Annotated in this window: 22 protein-coding genes and 1 tRNA gene; 10 read left to right on the forward strand and 13 right to left on the reverse strand. The window is 72.1% G+C overall.

Translation table 11 applies throughout. The annotated features are described in order from the left end of the window. Positions 1 to 361 precede the first annotated feature (361 nt). On the reverse strand, positions 362 to 937 hold the full coding sequence (locus GB864_RS06405; RefSeq protein WP_160423518.1) for a hypothetical protein: 576 nt from the start codon (positions 935 to 937) through the stop codon (positions 362 to 364). A gap of 54 nt (positions 938 to 991) precedes the next feature. Continuing rightward, a complete protein-coding gene (locus GB864_RS06410) occupies positions 992 to 1,582 on the reverse strand; it encodes a hypothetical protein (RefSeq protein WP_160423519.1) in 591 nt (196 codons plus the stop codon). Between the two features lie 85 nt (positions 1,583 to 1,667). Here GB864_RS06410 and GB864_RS18930 point away from each other — a divergent pair, with 85 nt between their 5' ends. Further along, a complete protein-coding gene (locus GB864_RS18930; protein ID WP_160423520.1) occupies positions 1,668 to 3,089 on the forward strand; it encodes a cellulase family glycosylhydrolase in 1,422 nt (473 codons plus the stop codon). A gap of 12 nt (positions 3,090 to 3,101) precedes the next feature. Here the strand turns inward: GB864_RS18930 and GB864_RS06420 are convergent, their stop codons facing one another. After that, positions 3,102 to 4,802, reverse strand: coding sequence for a Na+/H+ antiporter (locus GB864_RS06420; RefSeq protein ID WP_160423521.1), 1,701 nt, complete (start codon positions 4,800 to 4,802; stop codon positions 3,102 to 3,104). A gap of 186 nt (positions 4,803 to 4,988) precedes the next feature. Here GB864_RS06420 and GB864_RS06425 point away from each other — a divergent pair, with 186 nt between their 5' ends. Continuing rightward, complete coding sequence (locus tag GB864_RS06425; protein ID WP_160423522.1) at positions 4,989 to 5,885, forward strand: CHAD domain-containing protein; 897 nt, start codon at positions 4,989 to 4,991, stop codon at positions 5,883 to 5,885. 98 nt (positions 5,886 to 5,983) lie between these two features. Here GB864_RS06425 and GB864_RS06430 read toward each other — a convergent pair whose 3' ends face one another. Next, entirely contained in the window at positions 5,984 to 7,300 is a 1,317-nt protein-coding gene (locus tag GB864_RS06430; protein WP_160423523.1) for a MinD/ParA family ATP-binding protein, read from the reverse strand. A 238-nt stretch (positions 7,301 to 7,538) separates the two neighbouring features. Here GB864_RS06430 and GB864_RS06435 point away from each other — a divergent pair, with 238 nt between their 5' ends. The 5 genes from GB864_RS06435 (at position 7,539) to GB864_RS06455 (ending at position 10,702) form a co-directional block, all read left to right on the forward strand. Continuing rightward, entirely contained in the window at positions 7,539 to 7,934 is a 396-nt protein-coding gene (locus tag GB864_RS06435; RefSeq protein ID WP_160423524.1) for a pyridoxamine 5'-phosphate oxidase family protein, read from the forward strand. A gap of 83 nt (positions 7,935 to 8,017) precedes the next feature. Then, the gene (locus GB864_RS06440; RefSeq protein WP_160423525.1) at positions 8,018 to 9,169 is read left to right on the forward strand and encodes an AI-2E family transporter; all 1,152 of its coding nucleotides are present in this window, start codon (positions 8,018 to 8,020) and stop codon (positions 9,167 to 9,169) included. A 105-nt stretch (positions 9,170 to 9,274) separates the two neighbouring features. Then, positions 9,275 to 9,346 (forward strand) — tRNA-Gly (locus tag GB864_RS06445). A 122-nt stretch (positions 9,347 to 9,468) separates the two neighbouring features. Next, positions 9,469 to 10,353: a helix-turn-helix transcriptional regulator gene (locus GB864_RS06450; RefSeq protein ID WP_160423526.1), complete on the forward strand. Its 885-nt coding sequence runs from the start codon at positions 9,469 to 9,471 to the stop codon at positions 10,351 to 10,353. 79 nt (positions 10,354 to 10,432) lie between these two features. Next, positions 10,433 to 10,702, forward strand: coding sequence for a GlsB/YeaQ/YmgE family stress response membrane protein (locus tag GB864_RS06455; RefSeq protein ID WP_160423527.1), 270 nt, complete (start codon positions 10,433 to 10,435; stop codon positions 10,700 to 10,702). Positions 10,703 to 10,897: 195 nt separating this feature from the next. Here GB864_RS06455 and GB864_RS06460 read toward each other — a convergent pair whose 3' ends face one another. The 4 genes from GB864_RS06460 to GB864_RS06475 all read right to left on the reverse strand — a co-directional run bounded on the left by GB864_RS06460 (position 10,898) and on the right by GB864_RS06475 (position 14,158). Next, positions 10,898 to 11,785 carry a DUF1214 domain-containing protein gene (locus tag GB864_RS06460; protein ID WP_236778934.1) on the reverse strand — a complete coding sequence of 296 codons (888 nt, stop codon included), beginning with the start codon at positions 11,783 to 11,785 and terminating at the stop codon, positions 10,898 to 10,900. Positions 11,786 to 11,908: 123 nt separating this feature from the next. Then, a complete protein-coding gene (locus GB864_RS06465; protein ID WP_160423529.1) occupies positions 11,909 to 12,547 on the reverse strand; it encodes a hypothetical protein in 639 nt (212 codons plus the stop codon). A gap of 98 nt (positions 12,548 to 12,645) precedes the next feature. Further along, a complete protein-coding gene (locus tag GB864_RS06470; protein ID WP_160423530.1) occupies positions 12,646 to 13,050 on the reverse strand; it encodes a (R)-mandelonitrile lyase in 405 nt (134 codons plus the stop codon). A gap of 58 nt (positions 13,051 to 13,108) precedes the next feature. Further along, entirely contained in the window at positions 13,109 to 14,158 is a 1,050-nt protein-coding gene (locus GB864_RS06475) for a zinc-binding dehydrogenase (RefSeq protein WP_202107023.1), read from the reverse strand. 200 nt (positions 14,159 to 14,358) lie between these two features. Between GB864_RS06475 and GB864_RS06480 the strand changes: the two genes are divergently transcribed. Then, positions 14,359 to 15,513: a hypothetical protein gene (locus GB864_RS06480; RefSeq protein ID WP_160423531.1), complete on the forward strand. Its 1,155-nt coding sequence runs from the start codon at positions 14,359 to 14,361 to the stop codon at positions 15,511 to 15,513. A 109-nt stretch (positions 15,514 to 15,622) separates the two neighbouring features. Here the strand turns inward: GB864_RS06480 and GB864_RS06485 are convergent, their stop codons facing one another. Then, entirely contained in the window at positions 15,623 to 16,273 is a 651-nt protein-coding gene (locus GB864_RS06485; protein ID WP_160423532.1) for an NAD(P)-dependent oxidoreductase, read from the reverse strand. A gap of 108 nt (positions 16,274 to 16,381) precedes the next feature. On the opposite strand from GB864_RS06485, the gene GB864_RS06490 reads away from it, so the two are divergent. Next, on the forward strand, positions 16,382 to 17,335 hold the full coding sequence (locus GB864_RS06490; RefSeq protein ID WP_160423533.1) for an AraC family transcriptional regulator: 954 nt from the start codon (positions 16,382 to 16,384) through the stop codon (positions 17,333 to 17,335). A 231-nt stretch (positions 17,336 to 17,566) separates the two neighbouring features. Further along, positions 17,567 to 18,994: a glyceraldehyde-3-phosphate dehydrogenase gene (locus tag GB864_RS06495; protein ID WP_236778938.1), complete on the forward strand. Its 1,428-nt coding sequence runs from the start codon at positions 17,567 to 17,569 to the stop codon at positions 18,992 to 18,994. 54 nt (positions 18,995 to 19,048) lie between these two features. On the opposite strand, the gene GB864_RS06500 is transcribed toward GB864_RS06495, so the two are convergent. From GB864_RS06500 to GB864_RS06515, 4 genes are read right to left on the reverse strand one after another with little or no spacing between them, the layout of a single operon-like run. Then, a complete protein-coding gene (locus GB864_RS06500) occupies positions 19,049 to 19,918 on the reverse strand; it encodes a hypothetical protein (RefSeq protein WP_160423535.1) in 870 nt (289 codons plus the stop codon). Further along, the gene (locus GB864_RS06505; RefSeq protein WP_160423536.1) at positions 19,911 to 20,537 is read right to left on the reverse strand and encodes a hypothetical protein; all 627 of its coding nucleotides are present in this window, start codon (positions 20,535 to 20,537) and stop codon (positions 19,911 to 19,913) included. The genes GB864_RS06500 and GB864_RS06505 overlap by 8 nt, the downstream gene beginning before the upstream one ends. Beyond that, positions 20,534 to 21,106 carry a hypothetical protein gene (locus GB864_RS06510; RefSeq protein ID WP_160423537.1) on the reverse strand — a complete coding sequence of 191 codons (573 nt, stop codon included), beginning with the start codon at positions 21,104 to 21,106 and terminating at the stop codon, positions 20,534 to 20,536. The genes GB864_RS06505 and GB864_RS06510 overlap by 4 nt, the downstream gene beginning before the upstream one ends. Beyond that, positions 21,103 to 22,500 (reverse strand): transporter permease, encoded by a 1,398-nt coding sequence (locus GB864_RS06515; RefSeq protein WP_160423538.1) that lies wholly within the window; start codon positions 22,498 to 22,500, stop codon positions 21,103 to 21,105. The genes GB864_RS06510 and GB864_RS06515 overlap by 4 nt, the downstream gene beginning before the upstream one ends.

A 22,500-nucleotide genomic window follows, 5' to 3' on the forward strand; every position in this document is an offset into this window, starting at 1 on the left:
TTCCGCTTCCTGCGCCTCCGGGGCAACGAGGGAAAACATTACGCCGAACCCGCCCACCCCGCAAACCCAGCCCACACCCCGGGCGTGTCGCACCCCAGCCCACCACCCAAACCCCCGACCACGCCCGAATCGACCGCGCGGACGCGCTCCACTCGCCCGCCGAGACGGGACGAGACGAATGGGGAGGAGGCCGGGGAGGCTGGAGCGGCCCGCCGGATTCCACCGCGTCGTGATCGACCGCGGGCGGAACGAAGCGCCGGCCCGACGCGCACCGCCGGTCAGAGCGCGCACGTTCGATACCGACGCCGACGGCACGTCCCGTGCTCTCGACCCAACGGGAGATCTCGCCCGGTCGAACCCGCTACGGCTGTGCGGGCTGCGCCGCGTACTCGGTGAACGCTTGCTCGACCTCGCTGAGGAGCTTCGAGCTGAGCGCATCGACGGCTCGGCAGGCACGGGCGGTGTTCACGCCCAGGCCGTGCGGCGTCGCCGATCCGTGCGCATGGATGTTGCGGAGCGCGTACGCGAAGACGACGAGGCCTGCGGTCGTCGAGATGTCGTCGAACTTGCCGCTTCCCTTCATCCCGGTCACGTTCTCGTTCGACGTCATGGCCTCGATGTCGAGCGTGCTCCGCAACTCGTCGGCGAGGTCCGGATCCGCGATCGCGCCGAGAGCCGCCTTCCGGCTCGGGTCGAGCTTGGTGAACTGCTCGAGCGCCGAGTACGCGAGCAGCAGTCTGAACAGGCTGGTCTGACCGGCCAGGGTGTCGTCGCGGTACCCGTCGAGCTGGAGGCCCGTGAAGCTCCGTGCCACACGCCAGCGGGAGTGGAATCGGGCGGGCAGACCGCTGCGAAGCAGCTCGGGATCGTCCTCCCGGATCCGGTCGCAGTAGGCCTTCCAGCCGATGAGCTCGATCGTCGCGGTCTCGGTCGTCATCCGGTCATGCTGGCAGCGCTGACAGCTGTCGCGGAAGGGCCGGTGCGGACTCGCCTACCCCACGTTCGCGGGGGCCGGCGTGCCGGCGGAAACCGGTGCGGGGGAGTCATCCACCGCAGGCCGGCGGGCGGTCGCGGCGGCGATCGCGACGGCGATGCCGACGAGGATGCCGAAGGCCGCACCGAACAGTGCCGAGAAGACCAGGTTCGCCGCCGTCGTGCCGAGGAACGTGCCGAGGTCGGCGTGGAGCACGAACGAGTACGCGACGCCGCGCACGAGGTTCGCGGCCATGACGGCGAGCACGGTCACGCCGAGGGCACGGCCGAAGGCGCGGGCGGGCCGTGGGAACGGGCGCTTGCGCACCGCGGCGCGCAGCAGCACCCACGCGGTGACGAGGAGCACGGCGACGGCGACGAGATCGACGGCCCACAACAGCCACGTCGTCTCGCCGACGGGCACCGGTCGCAGGGCCGGCAGCAGGAAGGGCAGGCCGATCGCGGCGGGCACGGCGACGTAGGGGAACCACGCCACGGCGGTACCCATGAGGGGCTGGATCCCCGCCAGGAGGCAGAGCACGGCGAGCGCGATGAGGACCGTCCAGGACGTGCGCCCGAGCGGTTGTGGGTCGATCGTCCCAGTTGGCATGGGCCGATGATAGCCTCGCGCACACGCTCGATGTCGAGCGATTTCCACGCCCCGCCCGAGGGGCGCGAGACCCGAGGAGACCGCAGTGCGTTTCGGTGCCCGTTCGACCCTCGCCGTGCTCCTCGTCGCCGTCTTCGGCGTGGGGGCCGCGGCCGCAGCAGCGCGCACGCCGGTGCCGGATTCGCTCGCTGCCGGCCTCACCGGTCCGGACGGCCGCACGCTCGTCGCCCACGGCTTCAACACCGCGAGCAGTTCGAAGACCGTCGCCGACGGCCTCCCCGACTTCACCGAGGACGACCTCGACGCCGAGCACGCCGACATGGGCACTTCCTTCGTGCGCTACCTGATCTCGTGGCGCAAGGTCGAGCCGAGCCCGGGCGTCTACGACCAGGACTACCTCGACGACGTCGCCGAACGGGTGCGCTGGTACGACGAGCGCGGCTACTCCGTGATGCTCGACATGCACCAGGACCTCTGGGGCGTCGGCATCACGCCCGACGGCCAGGTCGGCAACGGCGCCCCGGTGTGGGCGACCTATATGGACGGCCTGCCGGTGGAACCCCAGCCGCAGTGGGAGCTCTACTACCTGCAGCCCGGCGTCATCCGCGCGTTCGACAACTTTTGGAACACGACGGGCGAGCACCCCGAGCTCATGGACCACTACGCCGGCGCCTGGCGGGCCGTGGCCGAGCGGTTCGCCGACACCGACGCCGTCGTCGCCTACGACCTCATGAACGAGCCCTACGGCGGCTCCGTGCAGGGCGTCGCGTTCGAGTCCGGGCCGCTGACCGAGCTCTACCAGCGCAGCGTCGACGCGATCCGCGAGGTCGACCAGGACTCGTGGGCCTGCCTCGAGCCGCAGGCCCTCGGCTTCAACTGGGGCCTGCCGAGCGCGCTCGGCCACGTCGACGACCCCCGCGAGGGCGACCCTCGCATCGCGTTCTGCCCGCACATCTACCCGCTCCCGATGGACCTCGGCGACGGCTTCAGCGGGACGTCCCGCGACCTCGTCGAAGGCACCGTCGCCTCGTGGCGCGACAACGTGCTGCGCACCTCCCACGAGCTCGGCGACGTGCCGGTCATCCTCGGCGAGTTCGGGCTCGACACGACGCTGCCGGGCGCGCTCGACTACGTCGACCTCATGTACGACACCGCCGGCGAACTCGGCTTCGGCGTCACCTACTGGTCGCGAGACCCCGGCGGCTGGGGTCCCTACGAGGCGGACGGCACCCCCCGCAATCTGATCGGCGCCGTCGATCGCGCGTACCCGGTCGCGGTCGCGGGCACGGCCCGCTCGTGGTCGTGGGAGGACGGCGTCTTCACGCTCGTCACGGAACCGGATGCCTCGGCGAGCGCGCCGACCGAGCTCTACCTGCCCGACTCGATCGGCGACGACGTGCACGTCGAGGGGGCGGAGATCCTCGAGTGGGACGCGGCGAGCCGCATCCTCCAGCTCGAGGCGCCGGCGGGCGAGAGCGAGATCACCGTCGTGGTCAGCGCCGGCTGAGACCTGCGGCCCTCAGTCGATCGCCTCGACGCCGGCGATGCGCTGCTCCTCGACGTCGAGCCGCGTCTGCACCGAGTTCGCGACCGCGTCGTCGATCGAGCCGTCGCGGCGCAGCCGCAGCAGCACCTCCCGCTTGCGATCGAGGATGGCGAGCTGCATCCGCCGGTACTCCTCGAACCGGTGCACCGGGGAGAGGTCGACCTCGGCATCCTCGTCGGCGAGCGGATCGGCGCCGGTCGCGTCGGAAGGGTCCGCCGAGCCGGCCGATCCGGCGACCCCGGCGGCGCCGGTCGAGCCCGCGACGACGAGCGAGGCGCCGGCCTTCGCCGCGGCCTTGGCGTTCATGACCTCGAGCCGTTCCTCGAGATCGCGCCGCACGCGTTCGCGGGTGTCGTCGCCGACACCGAGCTCGTCGGCGAGTTCGTCGACCACCTGGTACGCGGCGCCCGAGAGGGAGCGCTCGGCGAGCGAGCGCTCCTCGTCCTCGCCGAAGTCCTCGGGGAAGCGCGCCCAGCGCACGACCGCCGGCAGGAGCGGGCCCTGCACGAGGAGGGTCAGCAGGATGACGCCCGCGGTCACGAAGATGATCTCGTCGCGGCCTTCCAGCGGCGCGCCCGAGGCCGTCGCCGGCACGGCGAGCGCGAGCGCGAGCGAGACCGCGCCGCGGAAGCCCGCGACCGTGCTCACGACGCGGGCTCGATGGCTCATGCGGCGAGCGCGTTGCGAGGGGCGCCGGTCGATGAGCCGGATGAGCGTGATCGAGAGCACCTGGAACACGAAGCGCACCACCAGCATGACGACCCACACGACGACCGTCACGAGCAGGAGCCACGCGACCTCCCACCCGGGGATCTCGCGGGCGACGACCTGCACCTCGATGCCGACCAGCACGAACAGGGCGCCGTTCAGGAGGTAGGAGCCGAAGGGCCAGGCCGACTCGGTCAGCCGTCGCGAGGCCGCCGTGCTGATGCGCGCCGACTGGTACGAGACGAAGAGTCCCGCGACGACCACGGCGAGCACGCCCGAAGCGCCGATGAGCTCCGCGAGCAGGTACGCCGTGAACGGCGTCGCGAAGAGTCCGAGATTGATCGTGAGCGCGTCGCGGCGTCGCCGGGCGAACAGGTAGGCCGCCCAGGCGACGAGGAGCCCGGCCGCGATACCCCCCAGGTAGGAGAGCACCACGAGCCACGAGAGGTCCCACGCCGTGTACGAATCGCCGGTCGCGATGCCGACGGCGACCCCGTAGACGACGAGCGCCGTTCCGTCGTTCGTGAGGCTCTCGGCCTTCAGGAGCATGAAGTTGCGCCGCGGCAGACTGCGACCGAGCGCGCTGACGGCCGTGGCGTCCGGCGGCGCGATCGCCGCACCGAGGATGAGGGCGGCCGTCCACGGCACACCGAGCGCGGCCGCGGCGCCGCCGACGGCGAACGCGGTCACGACGACGAGCAGGGTGCTCACGAGGACGATGCCGCGGAAGTCGCGCCGGATCGACCGCAGCGAGGTGGTGAGGCTCTCCCAGAACAGCATGACCGGCAGGAACAGGAGCAGCACGGTCTCCGGCGGCAGTTGCACCTCCCGCAATTGCGGCACGAAGCCGAGCAGCAGCCCGAGCACGAGCAGCACGAGCGGCGCGGCGATCCTCACGCGCATCGCGACGACGGTGCCCGCGAGGATCGTCAGCGCGAGCAGGACGGTGACCTCGAGCCCTTCCATCGACGGCTCCTTTCCCCGGCCGGACGGGATCCCGGTGATCCCACCCTGCACCCGGAATCGAACCGCGCGGGAGGCCCGGCGATTCCCGGGTACGGGTGGACCGGTCTCGTCGGACCTGTCCGCGCGGTCCCGGTCGCGGCGCGGGGCGCCGGTCGCTAGCGTCGGGCGCAGGCGGGAGGGGGCCGGATGACCGAGGGCGAGGCGGCCCAACCGCTCGAGGCCGGGCGGCCCGACCCCGAGGATGCCGGCGCCGCGGCGCTCGTGGCGATCGCGGCCATCGTCGAGACGCTCGACGCGAGTCTCGGACCCGCACTGCTGGACCTTCCCGACGGCGTGCACGCCCACCGCAAGGCCGTGCGGCGGCTGCGCAGCGCGCTCGCGGCGTTCCGACCGTTCTTCGACGGCGCGCGGGTCGACGTGCTCCGCGCCGACTACCGGGCGTGGGGCCGCGAGCTCGGCGACGTGCGGGACGCCGAGGTGCGCATCGAGTTCGCGGAGCACCACCTCGCAGCGGACGACCCGCCCGAGGCACGGGTGCTGCTCGTCGACGACGAACGCTCGGCGCGGGCCTTCGAGCACGCACGGCTCGCGCGGCACGGCATCGGACCCGCGGCGGCAGGGCGTCGGCGGCGACTCGCGGCGTTCCTGCTCGAGCCCGGCCGGACCGCCGTTGCGCGGCAGCCCATCGAGGACGGGTTGCGAGAGCGTCTCGTGCAGCAGGGCGAGCGAGCGCTCGATCGGGCGGATGCCGCGCTCGGGGCATCCGCGAGCCTCGACGACCTGCACGGGTTCCGGAAGGCGGCGCGGCGGCTGCGGTACGCGACCGAGGCGGCCGCCGCATTGCCCGCGTCGCGGTTCGGCGAGCGCGCCGACCGGCTCGCCGCCGCGGCCGAGGCGATCCACGAGTCGCTCGGCGCCCACCGCGACGGCGTGCTGTTCGCCGAGCACGTCGAGGCGCTGCCCGGCTCCGGCGCCGCGCTCGAGCCGATCGCGGCCCGCGCCCGCCTCGAGGCCGGCGCCCGGCTCGGGAAGCTGCCCGCGACCGTCGACGAGCTGCGGGCGGCGCTCCGCGCCTTCGCCTGAGCCGGGCCCCCGCCCGATCGAGGGTCACGGATTCACGTTGAGGTTGCCGTTCCTGCACGCTTCCGCGCGTGCCCCGGAAACCCGCGGAACGACGCCGATCAGAGCCCGTCGGCGACGGCCCCGGCGGCGGCCAGCCAGGCCCGTCGGGTCGGCTTCGCGAGGCGGTCGAAGCGCAGTTTGCCGTCGCGCATGGCCGGGTCGTAGGGGATCACGACGGCCTTGCGGGCGATGGGCCGGAAGCCCGAGGCGATGTGCTCGGCCGGGCCGAGGCCCGCACGGCGGTCGGACTGGGACACGATCACGACGGCCTGGTCCGCGAGGCGCGCGGCGCGGCCGTCGCGCGAGCGCAGCGCCTCGAGAAGGAGCGCCCCGGCCTCGGCGTGCTCGCCCTGCGCGGTCGTCGCGATGACGAGCTGGTCGGCCTGGTCGACCATGCGACGCCAGCGTTCGGCCGACTCGTCGTTGCCGGAGTCGATGACGATGAGCCGGAAGTACTTCGCGGCGACGGCGTGCACGGCGTCGAACTCGGCGGAGGTCAGCCGCTGGTTCTCGGCGAGGACGTTCGGGTTCGACCGCAGGACGTCGTAGCGGTCCTCGGTCTGGTGGTGCACGAACGCGGTGAGGTCGGAGACGCGCGCCATCGGGCCGATGAGGTGCGCGGCGTTCGGCAGCAGCTCGTGGATCGTCGCGTCGTGCGCGCCCTGCTCGGTTCGCCAGCCGAGGGTGCCGCGGGTCTCGTTGTTGTCCCAGGCGAGCACGCCGGCGCCACCGTTGCGGGCGAAGATCGCCGAGAGCATGGCAGTCGAGGGCGTCTTGCCCGCCCCGCCCTTGCCGTTGACGATCGCGATGGTGCGGGGGCCCGCCCAGTGCCGGCTGACCCGGGCGAGGTCCTCGAGCTCCTCGGCCTCGGCGGCCGACGGGGCGACCCGCATGCCGACCTTGTTCATCGCGCCGCGCCAGCCGCGCGTGGCCCGCTGGGACTGCTGCTCCTCCTCGATGAAGGAACGGCGCGAACGCATCGTGGCGACGGAGTGCTGAAGGGGCTGCGCGGCGACCGGCTGCACGGCCGGAGCGGGCTGCGGGGCGCCCTCGGCTGCTGGCGCGGGCGGGGTCATGGGCGTCAGGTCGACGGGACGCGGCCGGTCGGCGACCTCGACGCTCGTGTCGGCGACGACCTTGCCGTCGGGGTGGACGATGATCGGCCAGGTGCCGGTCGGGTCGTAGGTCATCACCGGCAGCGGTCGGCCGACCTTGGCCGCCTCGATCGCGATGAGGGCGCTGACTGCGTCGAGCGTCTGCTCGGCGGAATCGGCGAGCACGATGTGCATTTCGTCGTCGATGCGCACTTCCGCGGACCCGTCGTTGCGCATCTGCACGGTCACGGTCGGCCCGTCGAGGGCGTGGTCGGTCGTCATGGACTCTCCCTGTCGTGGCTTGGCCGCCGGGGGCGGGCGGCGAGCAGCTCCGGGGCGGACGGCTCGGGTGCCGGCCCGGTGCCTTCACAGCATACGAGCGGCGGGGGTCCGGTTCCATCCATTTGCCCCGCACCCGGGGGACATCGCATCGACGGCGTCGGGCTCCCCGGGCGGACCGCCGGTCGCCGTCGCCCCGAAGCGCTCGGCCTGCTCGAAGCGTTCCGTCGAGAATGGGTGGATGACCTCCCCCGTGCAGCTCACCGACGCCGGCCGTGCCTTCCTCGACGAGTACCACCTCGCGACCCTCTCCACGATGGGCCGCGACGGCGGCGTGCACGTCGTCGCCGTCGGCTTCACGCTCGGCGAGGACGGTTACGTCCGCATCATCACGAACGACGGCAGCCAGAAGGTCGTGAACGTCGAGCGGGACGACCGCGCCACCGTCGCGCAGGTCGCCGGGCCCGCGTGGCTGAGCATCGCCGGCCGCGCCGAGATCGAGCGCGACCCCGCGGCCGTCGCCCACGCGGTCGAGCTCTACGCGAACCGCTACCGCCAGCCCCGCGAGAACCCGAACCGAGTCGTCATCCGCATCGCGCCGACCAAGGTCATGGGGTCGCCGGGCCTGCGGGCCTGAGCGTCGCGGCGCCGGCTGACGACTCGCCGAGAGGATGCCCGTCGCCGCGGGCGGGTGTCGCCGGAAGGCCCTACTGTCTGGGCATGGCGCTGTTCCGACGACCGACCCCGAAGACCGTCCGCCTCGACGCGAACGTCGGCCTCAAGGCCTCGCGCGCGCCGTGGAGCCTGTGGGCCGACGGGTTCGGCCGGCTGGCCACCCGGAGCATCCAGATCATCGTCGTCGTCGCGGTCGCGGCGGGCATCATCTGGCTCATCCAGACGCTCACGATCGTGACGATCCCGCTCGTGCTCGCCCTCATCCTGGCGAGCGCGTTCGCCCCCGTGATGGCGTGGATGCGGCGCCGGGGCGTTCCGGACGTCCTCGCGACGCTCCTCGCGCTGCTCGCGACCTTCGTGGTGCTCGGCGGCATCGCCTGGCTCATCGTCGAGGCCGTGCAGGATCAGTGGGACGATCTCGCGACGCAGGCCTCCGACGGATTCGACGACCTCGTGCACTGGGCGCAGGACCTACCGTTCTTCCCCGAACCCGACCAGATCCAGGACTGGATCGACCAGGCCGTCGGCTTCCTCACGAGCGCCCAGTTCGGCTCGGGCGCCGTCGCGGGCGTCGGCGCGGTCGCGAGCTTCATCACGGGCCTCGTGCTGATGATCGTCATCCTGTTCTTCTTCCTGAAGGACGGGCCGCGCATGTGGGAGTTCCTGCTGCGCCCCTTCCACGGCGACCACTACCGCCGGGCCCGCCGCATCGGCGATAAGACGGTCTCGACGTTCGGCTCGTACATCCGCGGCACTGCGGCGGTGGCGGCGGTCGACGCCGTCGGCATCCTCATCGGCCTGCTCATCCTGCAGGTGCCGCTCGCGCTCCCGCTCGCGGTGCTCGTGTTCCTGCTCGCGTTCATCCCGATCGTCGGTGCGACGATCGCGGGCATCCTGGCAGCGCTCGTCGCCCTCGTCGCGAACGGCTGGATCAACGCGCTCTTCGTCGTCGGCGTCGTGATCCTCGTCCAGCAGCTCGAGGGCAACTTCCTCCAGCCCGTGCTCATGGGGCGCTCGATGAAGCTGCACGCCTTCGTCATCCTCGTCGCCCTGACCGTCGGCACGGCCGTCGGCGGCGTCCTCGGCGCGGTGCTGGCGGTGCCGATCGCCGCGGCGGCCTGGGGCATCATCCAGGTCTGGGACGGCCCGAACCTGCCCGCCCGCTGGGCGCGCGCGAAGGTGCCCGAACGCGAGTAGCCGCGCGTTCGCCGGTCACGGCGCGACGCGCGCGGGCCGCGACGTGATTTCGTCGCCGCCACGGCGGCGGGTAGTCTTTCGGAGTTGCCCGGCGACGGGCGGCATGCGGATGTGGCGCAGTGGTAGCGCATCACCTTGCCAAGGTGAGGGTCGCGAGTTCGAATCTCGTCATCCGCTCCGATGAAGCCCGGCGGTCACCCCGCCGGGCTTCACTCGTTTCCGGGCGTTCCGGAAGCCGGGGCGAGCCAGGTACGCGCAGACCCTCCCGGCAGCGGGGTCGCCCGGCCTACCGTGGAGGAATGGGAGACATCCGCTCGGAGGCCCGCGAGTTCCTCGGCTCGCGGCGTGCGCGCATCACCCCCGAGGAGGCCGGCCTGCCCGTCTACGGCGGCAACCGCCGGGTGACCGGGCTGCGTCGCGAGGAGGTCGCGATGCTCGCCGGCCTCTCGGTCGACTACTACGTGCGCCTGGAGCGCGGCAACCTGGCCGGTGCCTCCGAGAGCGTGCTCGATGCACTCGCGAACGCCCTCCGACTGGATGACGCGGAACGCGAGTACCTCTTCGATCTCGCCCGCGCGGCCGGGCCGGGGCGCAAGCGGGCCACGAAGCCCGCGACGGCCGTGCGCCCGGCGGTGCAGCAGGTGCTCGACGCCATCTCCGACGCCCCGGCATGGGTGCGCAACGGCCGGCACGACATCATCGCCGCCAACAGGATGGGCCGCGCGCTCTACTCCCCCGTCTACGCCGACCCGCACCGGCCGGTCAACACCACGCGCTTCGCCTACCTGAACCCTGCGGCCCGCGCGTTCTGGCGCGATCACGACCGCATCCTGCACGACGCCGCCGCGATGCTGCGGCTCGAAGTCGGCCGCAACCCGCACGACCCCGATCTCATCCGCCTCGTCGGCGAGCTGTCGACGCAGAGCGATGACTTCCGCCGGCAGTGGGCATCCCGCGACGTGAAGTTCCACCGCAGCGGACTGAAGCGCCTGCGCCACCCGGTCGTCGGCGACCTCGACCTGAACTTCGAGTCGATGGAGCTCTCGAGCGAGCCCGGCCTCTACCTCAACGTGTACTCGGCCCCCGAGGGCTCGCCGTCGGCCGACGGCCTGCGCCTGCTCGCCTCGTGGGCGGCGACGCAGGAGGCGGAGTTCTCAGCCGAGGACCGAGCCGCAGTCGAGTAAGCCCCCCGTTCCCGGGGCGGCGCCCCGGGCGCCCCGGTGCTTGAATGAGCCATGCTCATCGTCGAGTAAGGGGGATCCCATGGGGTTCGTCGCATTCGCGGTCCTCGGCCTCATCGCCGGCGCGATCGCCATGCTGATCCGCCCGGCCGGGAACGGCGGCGGTTGGCTCCTCACGCTCGTGCTCGGCGTCGTCGGCTCGTGTCTCGGCGGCTGGCTCGGCATCGCGCTCTTCAGCATCGACCTCCACCGATTCTGGGATCTGCGCAGCTGGCTCTGCGCCATCGCGGGCGCGGCCGTGGTGCTGCTCGTCCAGGCCGCGCTCCTCCGCGGCCGCGACCGCCGGCCCTGAGCACTCCATGCGAGGATCTCCCGCGTGGGGATCTGCTCGTGCACCCGGCGAACGCCGTCGCCAAGCGATGGGCGCAAGGCGAGAACGGGACGTTCCTCCGCGGACTCGGCGACGAAATCGTCCGTCGCACCGGCCTTCGCGCCGAGGACTGCCTGACCCGTCCAGGTCCGCTCCGGGCTGACCGCGCGACCCTTCCTACTGCGCGAGCGCCGGGAAGCTCCAGCGGCCGTCGGTGATCTCGGGGTGGGGTCGGTAGAGCCGGACGAGGTAGTTCCATCCCTCGACGATCGGCAAGGCGTTCGGGACGTCGTCGGGGTAGTCGCCGAAACGGACGGTGATCGTGCCGTCCTCGTTCCGCACCCCGGTGATGCTGTTGATCGAGTAGGCGCCCCGGTCGTTCGGCTCGAAGTAGCCGGCCCTGTTGTACACGGAGATCGACCAGAACCCGTCGACCGGAACCTCGCCGACGGTCAACTCGTACTGCCCGACGGGCAGTCGGGGGTCGACGCCGAGGTAGGTCGCCTCGATCGAGGGGAGCCCGCCCCACCCGGCGGCGGTGCCGATGAGGTGCCGGACCGGGTCGACGTCATCACGCGAGCCGAACGTGCGGTCGAAGGCGGTGAGATTCCGAGCGAGCGCGAGCAGGGCGTCACGGGTCTCATCGAGGCCGGCGGTGTCGTAGTCGGGCAGCTCGAAGGGGTTCGATGATCCGACCTCGAGCCCGATCTCGTCCTGCAAAGCCGCCACCTCCGCGAGGTCGGATTCGACGGCGGGATCGACCAGTGTCCGCACCGCCACCACGACGTACGGAGTGCCGAACTGCTCGACGGTCAGACGATGCTCGCCGGCTCCATGGAAGATCGCATCGATGTAGTGGTGCTCGTTGACCACCATCGCCGACAGATACCGCTCCCCGGGCTCGGGGAGGGTCAGCGTCGCGCCGGCGCTGATGTCGACGACCGCGAAGCTGTACAGCGTGTCCCGGTTCAACCGGATGACCGTCTGAGCATCGACGGCCGCCGGAACGCGGTTGTGCACGAATCGATTGACTCCGCCGGCGTCGCGCTGAAGATCGTGCATCATCCGGTGCGTCTCTGCGAGCACGAAGTTATCTGCGTTGACATGTATGGGCATGTCCCGATATTCGCAGCGCCATCGGCCCGCGCGCCGCTGGACTCGCGGGTCGGCAGCGCGTCGCGATTTCCGTCAGTCGCGGTCGGTCGACGCCGACTGGAACACCGGAACCGTGGTCGTCCGCCGACGATTCGCGAGCAGCACGGCCACGATGCCGAGGCCGAGGGTGCCCGCCAGGTAAGCGAGCTTCCCGAGCGTCAGGAACAACCCGGCGAGGCCCTGGATGTCGTCGGCGCCGACCGCGGCGAAGAGGAGCTGCGGCACGACCCACGCCACGACGTGCAGGCCGAACACCCACAACGGCGCCCGGTTCCACGGGCTCGGAACCGTGTCGGCGCGGGCGATCTGCACGGCCGCGATGAAGCCGGCCGCGGCGGGGACGAGCACCGACGCGACGCCGAACACGCTCCACGCGAGGTCGCCGATCGGCTCCGACGGGCTCAGCAACCGGCCGATGAACTGCGTCGCGAACGGCCAGAGCGCGAGCACGACGAGGGCGATGACGCCGAGCGGCCGTCGCGCGACCACGCTCGACTCCCGCGACGTGCCGATCGCGAACAGCAGCAGCGCTGCGGCGGCGAGGATCTCGGCGGCGGCGGCGATCACGGGCGCCCCGGCGCTGCCCACGAGGTTGTCGCGCAGCATCCCGAGCACGCCGGCCGCGATGAGTCCGAGACCTCCGGTCATCCACACCGTCGTCGTGCGCCGCATGCGATCACGCTACAACCCGACGCGCGGGCCGGGGCGGCGGAAACGGAAGCCGGGCGCCGCGGCGCGACGGGGGCCCGGCCTCCGTTCGAGCAGTTCGCTCAGCCCGGGTACTCCTCATCCGTGAGCAGGTCGCCCCACACCGTCTCCGGCTCGTCGCCGTCGGGGTCGGGCGCCTCCCACAGGGCGAGGTGGCACATGAACTGGTCGGCGGTCGCGCCGTGCCAGTGCCACTCGCCGGCGGGCGTGTAGGCCGTGTCGCCGGGGTGCAGCACGATGAGCTCCTCGCCGCGCGACTGCACGTACCCGAGGCCCTCGGTCACGTGCAGCGTCTGGCCGAGCGCGTGCCGGTGCCACGCGGTACGCGCGCCGGGCGTGAAGCGCACGAGGTTCAGCCGCGCCCGCGAGGGCTCGGTGCCGCGGTAGTACGCGTTGAAGTAGACGTCGCCGGTGAACCACTCGGCGGGGCCGCGGTTCGTCGGCCCCTTGGGCTGCAGTTCGGTCACGGTCTCCCCTTCCGGAGCCAGGATGCCCGCGGCGAAGCGCCGCGGGAAGCATCCGCGATCAGAATCGGATCATCGTCTTCAGCGACTCGCGGGCATCCATCGCCGCGTAGCCGGCCGGCGCCTCGTCGATGCCGATGACGCGGTCGAAGACGCGACCCGGGTCGATCTCACCCGCGAGCACCTGCGCGATCGCCGGCTCGAGGTAGGCGCGTACGGGCGCCGGGCCGCCGGTGAGCGTCGCGTTCTTGCCGAACAGCGAGCCGAACCCGATGGGCGCCGACTCGTACTGCGGCACGCCGACGCGGGAGAGCACGCCGCCGGGGCGGAGGATCCCGTACGACTGCTCGTAGGCGGGCATCAGGCCGACGGCCTCGAGCACCACATGGCTGCCCTCGCCGCCGGTGAGCTCCAGCACCTTCGCGACGCCCTCGTCGCCGCGTTCGGCGACGACGTCCGTCGCGCCCCACTCGACGCCGAGGTCGGTGCGGGCGGCGTGGCGGCCCATGAGGATGATGCGCTCGGCGCCGAGCCGGCGCGAGGCGAGCACGGCCGAGAGCCCGACCGCGCCGTCGCCGACGACGGTGACCGTCTTGCCCGGCTCGACGCGGCCCATGAACGCGGCGTGGTACCCGGTGAGGTAGACGTCGCTGAGCGCGAGCAGGGATGCCAGGAGCGACGCATCGGCGCCCGACGGGTCGACGCCGGGCACCGTGACGAGGCTGCCGTCGGCGAGCGGGATGCGGGCGAGTTCGGCCTGGAGGCCGCCGACCTCGGGGTTGCCGTACCAGCCGCCGTGGACGCACGCCGTCTGGAAACCCTCGCGGCAGAACGCGCACGTGTTGTCCTGGAACGCGAAGGGGGCCACCACGAAGTCGCCGGGCTTCACCGTGACGACCTCGGAGCCGACCTCCTCGACGATGCCGATGAGCTCGTGGCCCATCGGGGTGCCGTGCGCACCGTGGGGCATCGAGTGGTACGGGTGCAGGTCGCTGCCGCAGATGCAGGCGCGCACGGTGCGCACGATGGCGTCGGTCGGGTGCTGGATGACGGGGTCGGGGACGGTCTCGACGCGGACGTCGCCGGCGCCGTACATGAAGGTGGCCTGCATGGGTTCCTCTCGGGCGGTTGCGCCGGGGCGGATCTCGCTGCACCGGCGACACCCAGTCCACGCCGACGCGCCCCGGAGCGGGAGTCCCGGTCGGAACGGGTACCGGCGGTACCCCCTTCGCCGCGCGGGGCTCGCGCCGCGCGGGCTCAGGTCGCGCGGGCTCGCGCCGCCCCGGCGAGCGCGCGAGTAGCCTGAGGGCCGTGGATGACCGCGGGGACCAGGCCTACCTCGACGCGGAGCTCGAGCGCTACGAGCGCGAGCTGCCGCGGTACGAGCGACTCCAGGCGCAGCTCGTCGAGGAGTTCACCGACCGCCTCCACGAGGCCGGGTTCAAGTACTTCCACGTCAGCGGCCGGGTGAAGGCCCGCGACTCCTTCGAGGCGAAGCTGCGCCGCCAGCCCGACCGACCCGTCCTCGACGTGCTCGGCATCCGCGTCATCGCGAACTTCGAGGGCGACCTCGCCCGCATGGAGCAGGTCGTGCGCGAGGCGCTCGTCGTCGACGACGACTCCTGGGTGGACAAGAGCGACCTCCTCGCCCCCGACGCCTTCGGCTATCGCAGCGTGCAGTTCGTCGGCCGCATCCCCGGCGAGATCGCCGACGCGGATGCCGACGGAGACGACTGGCGCGTCGAGGTGCAGCTGCGCACCGCCCTCTCCGACACGTGGAGCGAGCTCGAGCACGACTTCCGCTACAAGTCCCCGCGGCAGCTGCCGCGCGAGGTCGATCGGCTGTTCGCCCTCTCCGCAGCGCTGCTCGAGCAGGCCGACACGAACCTCGACCAGATCCGCGAGCGCGTCGAGGACTTCGGCCGACCCTCCCCGGCGTCCGACGGGGCCGCCGAGAAGGGCTACATCGGCCGCTTCATCCAGTACGACGGCGACTCGCGCTTCCTCGACCAGCTCATCACCTCCGCGCTCGACGTGCCCTTCGGCACCGTCACCGGGTCCGGCCGCGAGCTGCGCAGCGTCGTCCGCGCCGCCGGGTGGATGCAGTACGACGAGCTCGAGGATGGGTTCGCGGGCTATTCGGAACTCGGCCGGCGCCTTGCCATCACGTGCTCGAGCGCCTCCCACGGCATCCTGCTCACCGACGTCGAGCCCGGTCGGCCGGCCCGCTCGTTCCGCGGCATCGGCGTCTACTGGACCGCGCTGGCCGCCGCGCTCATCGGCGGCGCGGACCTCTCCGAGAGCCGCGTGCCCGCGGGCCGCCTCGCGGAGTTCCGGGTCGTCGCGTCCTACTTGTTCGGGCATCCCGACCGCTCGGCGCTCGACGCCCGCTATCGCTACCGCACGCTCGCGGCGCCGGTCGGGTCGACCGAGGATGCCGCATTCCAGCCGATCTCGATGGACTGACGCGGCCGCGCCGCCCGCTGGTCGAGGATCGAAGGGGCATCGAGAGCTGGTGAGGTCGCCTCGCGGGGTCTCGATACGGCGCTGACGCCGACTCGACCACGGAGGCGGTTCAGCCGGAGACGGCGACGCTCTCGTGCACGAGGTCCGTGGACTCCGCGAGCTCGGCATGCAACTGCGCGACCGCGCGGCGCGAGACCGAGTGCCCCCGGATGCGTCCGTCGGTCGCGGTGAAGCGTTCCTCGCCCGGCTCGTCGGTGAGGAAGACGGGCTGCACGATCGTCCAGTCGAGGCCGGAACCGCGCAGCATCCCCTCCTGCACCTCGGTGTCGAAGATCTGGGGCTTGAGCAGCAGTGCGAAGTAGAGGCGGTTGACGAAGCCGAGCTTGTCGCGCGACTGGCCGACGCCGTACGAGGACTGCACGACGATGCGGCGGATGCCCGCCCGGCGCGCGGCGTCGAGCACCGCCGCGGTGGCGCGCGAACGCACGTCGAGCGTCGTGGCCTTCGGTCCGCGCAGCCGCACGCGCATGGGCGGCTCGGTGATGCCCACGGTGAGCACGATGGCGTCGTGGCCCGGCAGCAGCCGGTCGAGGGCGGCGGGATCGGTCGCGTCGGCGTCGACGACGGTCAGGCCCTCCCGCGGTGCGATGCGTTCGGTCGCCCGCCGGGAGACCGCAGTGACGCGGTGGCCGCGTCCGAGGAGGGCGTCGACGACGGCACGGCCGGTGCCGCTCGAGGCGCCGATGACGATGGTGTCCATGAGAGTGCTCCTTCGCTTCCAGGTGTCCTCAGATGCTCGCCCGTTCGGCTCGGATCTTCTATCGTCCCCAGTACCGTTTTCATGATCGATCGTCCGGAAGGATGCCCGATGCCGACGCCCCTCGTGCTCCCGTGGGAGCGCACCGATCCGCTCGCCGCCGCCCTCTACCGCGTGCGCATGCGCGGCGCGTTCTACTCCTGGACCGAGGCCTCCGGGATCGGCGCCGTCGCGATGCCGGTGTTCCCCGAGACGCTGAGCTTCCACATCGTCGCGGCGGGCACCGCGTGGCTCGAGGTCGACGATCGGCCGCCCGTGCGGTTGGACGCCGGCTCGCTCGCGCTCGTCCCGCGCGGCATCGGCCACCGCATCGGCACGGCGCCCGGCGCCCCGGCGCTCGGCCGCGCCGACCTGCTGCCCCAGACGATGATCGGCGAGTCCTTCTCCGTGATGCACGTCGGCCCCGCCGACGTCCCCACGAGTCTCACCCTGCTCTGCGGCATCGTCGCGTTCGAGTCCTCCGCGGTCCAGGACATGCTCGGAGTGCTTCCCCCGGTCGTCGTCGTCGACGCGGAAGCGCGTCCGGTGACCGCCGCCCTCCTCCCGCTCCTCGCCGCCGAACTGCGGGATCCGCGGCCCGGCGGCGACGCCGTGGCCACGCGCCTCGCCGACGTCCTCGTCGTCGAGGCCGTGCGCTCCTGGCTCGCGACGAGCCCCGACGAGGCGTCCGGGTGGCTCGCCGCGCTGCGCGACCCCGAGCTCGGCCCCGCCGTCGCGGCGATCCACCACGAGCCCGGTCGCGCGTGGAGCCTCGCCGAGCTCGCGCGCGCCGCCCGCCTCTCGCGCACCGTCTTCGCGGCGCGCTTCACCGAGCTCGTCGGCGTCCCGCCGATGGCGTACGTCGCGTCGACGAGGATGCGCGTCGCGCGCGGGATGCTCGCACAGGGCCGCCGCGTCGCCGACGTCGCGGCCGCGACGGGCTACGGCTCCGAGGCCGCGTTCAGCCGCGCCTACGCCCGCCTCACCGGCGAGACGCCGGGCCGCACGCGGCGCCAGGCGGCCTGAACCGGGGGCGGTTTTCGCAGGAGCGAAAGAACCGCGATTCTGCACTCTTTCGCGACCCCCGCTGCAGCGTGAAACGGGCGCTCGCCGACCTATGCTCGCAAACACCCCTCAGTTTTCGAACCAGGTGCCGGTGGCGCCCGCGATGCGCCGCGGCCGGAAGGACTACCCGTGAGCCACGAGTTCGCCCAGCGACGTACGGACTGGATCGCCCGCGAAGAGCTCGCCGAGCGGATGATCCCGCTCATCGGCGGCCTCTACCGCGACTTCGGCGTCGTCACCTCGATCCACGGCCGTCGGCTCATCAACCGCTCCCCCGTCGAGATCCTCAAAGCGCACCGCTTCGCCCGGCAGGCCGGCGACGTCGTGCTCGACCCGAACGACACGGTCCGCGTGCTCGAGGCACTGCGCGTCGTCGCGCCGGGGCCCGCCTCGGTCGACCTCGCCCGCCTCGTCGCCCGACACGCGGATGCCGGTGAACCCGACCTCGTCGACTTCCTCCGCAGCGAGCTCGCCCCCGTCCTCGTCGACGAGGGATCGCCCCGCCCGCAGGGCGCCGACGTCGTGCTCTACGGCTTCGGGCGGATCGGGCGGCTGCTCGCCCGCATCCTCATCGCCCACGCCGGCCACGGCGAGGGCCTGCGCCTGCGCGCGATCGTCGTGCGCAAGGGCGCCGAGAACGACCTGGCGAAGCGCGCGAGTCTGCTGCGCCGCGACTCGGTGCACGGTCCGTTCCCCGGGACGATCGAGATCGACGAGGAGGCGAACACGATCCTCGCCAACGGCACCCTCATCCAGGTCATCTACTCCGACGACCCGGCGAACATCGACTACACCGCGTACGGCATCCACGATGCGATCGTCGTCGACAACACGGGCCGCTGGCGCGACGAGGCCGGCCTCACCCAGCACCTCCGGTCCACGGGCGTGCAGCGCGTGCTGCTGACGGCCCCCGGCAAGTCGCCGCTGAAGAACATCGTCTACGGCATCAACCACACGGCGATCGCCGACGACGACCGCATCCTCTCGGCGGCCTCGTGCACGACGAACGCGATCACGCCCGTGCTCGCGGCGATCGACGAGGCATACGGCGTCGTGCGCGGACACGTCGAGACGGTGCACTCGTTCACGAACGACCAGAACCTCATCGACAACTTCCACAAGGGCGACCGCCGCGGCCGCTCGGCGGTGCTCAACATGGTCATCGCCGAGACGGGCGCAGCGAAGGCCGTCGCCAAGGCGCTGCCGCAGCTCGAGGGCAAGCTCACGGGCTCCGCGATCCGCGTGCCCACGCCCGACGTATCCCTCGCGATCCTCAACCTCCAGCTCGAGCGCCCGACCGACAAGGACACGCTCAACCGCTACCTCCGCCAGGTGTCGCTCACGAGTCCGCTGCGCCAGCAGATCGACTACATCGAGTCGGCCGAGGTCGTCTCGACGGACTTCGTCGGCTCCAACCGTGCGGGCATCGTCGACGGGCTCGCGACCATCGCCGACGGCACCGACGTCGTGCTCTACGTCTGGTACGACAACGAGTTCGGCTACTCGTGCCAGGTCGTGCGGGTCATCGAGGAGATGGCCGGGGCGCACCCGCTCGTGCTCCCCGAGCGGGAGCCCGTGCGCATCGAGCAGATCGCCGCGCGGACCACGGTCACCGCGTAACGCGGGACCGCGTAACACGGGACCGCGTCGGTCGACGCCGACCCGGGGCCGTCGTTACCGACGCGCCTCGGGCACGGGTCGACGCTGCGGCACCTTCTTGCGCTCGATGTCGGCCATCCCGATCCAGAGGACGTAGGCGAGCAGTTGGCCGGCGGCCAGCGCCCCTGCGATCGGCAGCGCATCGGGGAAGTCGAGGAACCCGCACGCGAGCGTGACGAGGATGGTGAAGCCGGCGAGACCGGCGACGGCGACCAGGCCGCCGAACCGGAGCCGGCCGTCGCCGGCATCCGCGCGTCGGAGCGCGCGTCGGCCGCTGCCTGCCAGGATGCCGGCGGCGATCGGGACGGGGATCGTGATGAGCCACGTCGTGACGTCGTACGGGAGGATGCCCGTGACCGCCCAGAGGATCTGCAGCGGCGCGAGGGCCAGCACCACGATGCCCCACACCGCGCCCGGGTCGGGAGCGCCCGAGGGCGGATCGGCGAGGGGACGAGGGGCGGGGTCGCGGCGCGCGAGTTCGGTGGGTCGCAACCCGGGGCCGGCTGCGACCGCGAGCGCGCCGACACCGGGCGCCTCCTCGCGCACGATCTCGGCCGTGGCGTCGTCGAGGATCCCGCGCTGCCTGAGCACGCCGACCATGGCATCGCGGTCGGCGGACAGCCGCTCGAACTGCGGGACGTCGAGCTTCGCGACCGCGCGGCGCGCCCGCCCCAAGCCGCGCTCGACCCGCCTGGCGACCGCCGACGGGAGCGGTTGACCGGCCGGGACGCGCCCGACCGCCTCGAGCACGTCGTGACGGGCGGCGCTGACGTCCACGCGCACCTTCGGCAGGTCGGAGAGGAGCTCGTAGTCCATGCCCGAGAGCACGCGGTCGAGCGGCTCGTCGGCCGAGATCCCCTTCGCCCAGGCGGTCGGGTCAGTCATGTCGGCCTCCTGCCGGAATGCGCCACGCGAAGGTGGCGATGATCGCGTCGCTCAACAGTCGCATGCCCGCGACCGCGTCGACGCCGTCCGCGTCGGCATCCGACGCACTCGACGCCTCGGGGTCGAGCAGGATCGAGGTCGAGAAGAGCAGCCCGCGACGCCGGCCCGAGCCGGGGATGGGGATCAGGTAGTTGAGCTGGTCGACGTCGGCGCCCTGCAGTTCGGCCGAACCGCGGACCGAACGCTCCCAACGGACGACGGACGTGTCGTCCCCGAGCATCGTCGCGCCGCCGCGGAACAGATCGGACACGGCGGCGTCGAGGGTTCCCCCGGCCGGGTCGACGAGCACGGAGGCCGTGATCGACATCGGAAGGACCGAGTCGCCCGGCAGATCCGTCGGCACGAAGAGCGCCACCGCCCGCGACTCCTCGAGTCGCCGGAACGCGCTCTTCAGCAGCAGGCGGAACTCGAAGTCGAGGTCGGGGCGCGCGTAGCGCCGCAGGGCGGCCGAGGCGCGCTTGATCGCCTCCTGCTCGCCGGCGAGATCCGGCCGGATCCTGGTCCAGCCGTCCGGCAGCACGAGCTGGAAGTCGGGCACGTCGTTGGGCGAGGCGGTCATCCGAGCACGATCGATTCCACGAGGGTCCAGAAATCGGGTGCCATGGCGACGAGCGACGCCGGATCATCGCCTCGGGCGATCGCGAACACGAACGCGTCCGGCGTGTTGAACACCGCGCCGAGCTCGGCACGCACACCGGGATCGTCCTCGCTCACCCGCTCGAGCTGGCGGCTGAAGGCGAAGCCGGCACCGAGACCGCGAGCGACGACGGCCTCCGGCCGGATCGGCACGAGACTGCGCAGCGCGCGCACTTCCTGCTCGACGTCGAGCCCGGGCTGGGGTGCGTCGAGATGCAGCTCGAACCCGGCGACCGCCGGCAGGCCACGGGGGCAGTAGAGCAGCCAGGCGTTGCTCGAGGGGTCGAGACGATCGAGCTGCGCCTCGAGCACGGCCGCGAGCGCCGTCTGGTCGTACTCCCAGGCCGGGTCGACCTGCCAGCGACCGGCGGCGTCGAGGCACCAGGCTCGACGTGCGTCGAGGGAGTCCCGGACGGACGCGATCGGCACCTCCAGCCAGACCTGCGACTCGAACTCGAGCGAGAAGGCGATCCCGACGTTGCCGAGGGTCACGGCGTCGCCATCTGGACGGCCCAGTTGTCGGCGTCGCTCGGAACGACCAGGTCGATGCCCTGGTTGAGCAGCTCGAGCACGCCGTAGCCCGGCTTGGCGATCGTGTCGGTCACGTTGAGGGCGATCTGGAGCTTCGACGTGTCGAGGATGCCCTCGATGGCCGTGCCGTTGAGCGCGCCGTTCACGCGGTTGATCACTGCGGCGCCCGCGCCGTCCGCCGCTTCCGCGATCGTGCGGATGCCCGCACCGTTCGGGCCGGCGATCACGCGGGACCAAGCGGCCTGGATGCCCTTCTGGCCGTCGCGGACGCTGTCGCCGAAGTCCGCCATGCGCTGCAGGACGCTCGCGCTCTGCGTGGCGTTGCCCGCCGAGTTGACGACCGGCTGTCCGAGGAACTGGGCGAAGTCCTTCAACCCTCGGGCCTCGCGGAAGGCCGTCAGTCCGACCATGTCGGCGCCGAAGCCCTTCGAGAAGGTCCAGAAGTTGCCGCCGAACCCGCTCGCGATGCCCTTCGTGCTGCCCCAGAATCCGGCGCCGGCCTCCGCCCACGACGACGCGCCCTTGAAGAGGCCGCCGAGCTTGGTGAGGCTGCCGAACGGGATGACGCCGACGATGGCCATCGCCATGTCCCAGTTGTTGCCGCGGCCTCCCACGCGTTTGGCGATCGTGAACGCGAGCGTCAGCACGCCGGCGATCACGGCGAGCAGGCCGATGATCGGCCCGCCGACGACGATCGCGAGGACGGCGAGCACCGCCCCGGCGATGGCGAGCACGACCAGCGCGCCCTCGATGAACGGCATCCAGTCGTCGAGCGTCGAGTCGGTCACGCCGTTCTCGTTCGCGTCCTGGAGTCCGTTGAGCGCGATCTCGTACGCCGTCTCCCAGGTGTCGTACGGCTCGTCGTAGAGCGCGGCCTCCGTGCGGAACTCGGTCAGCGCGGTGCTGCGAGCGGTGCGCGCGTCGTCGACGTCGCGCTGCCAATCGGCGGCTCCCGCATCGTCGGCGCCGCTCGGCGGCAGGCCGTTGCCGTAAGCGTCCGAATAGTCGTTCTGCGCCGTCTGGTAGTCGTTCCAGAGGGTCTCGCAGTTCGCCGCGATCGTGTTGATCTTGTACTGCACCTGCGAGAGCGCCGAGCCGTAGTCGCGGATGACCGTGCCGCTCGGCTCGTAGCGCACCCCGGCCTTGCGGAGGTCTTCGGTGATCTCCCCGATGCTGTCGCGCACCGAGTCGATCGAGTACCCCTTGCCCTCGGCACCGTCGTCGATGGCTTTGAGCAGGCTCGCGGACTCCACCATCTGCACGCCGAGCAGGCGCATCTGCTCGCCTCGCGTGTACAGCGCGTGGCCCTCGCCCTCGAGCCGGATGATCTCGTGGCCGCCGGGACTGCGATCCAT

It is taken from the genome of Agromyces seonyuensis, from assembly GCF_009789225.1.
Lineage (GTDB): Bacteria > Actinomycetota > Actinomycetes > Actinomycetales > Microbacteriaceae > Agromyces > Agromyces seonyuensis.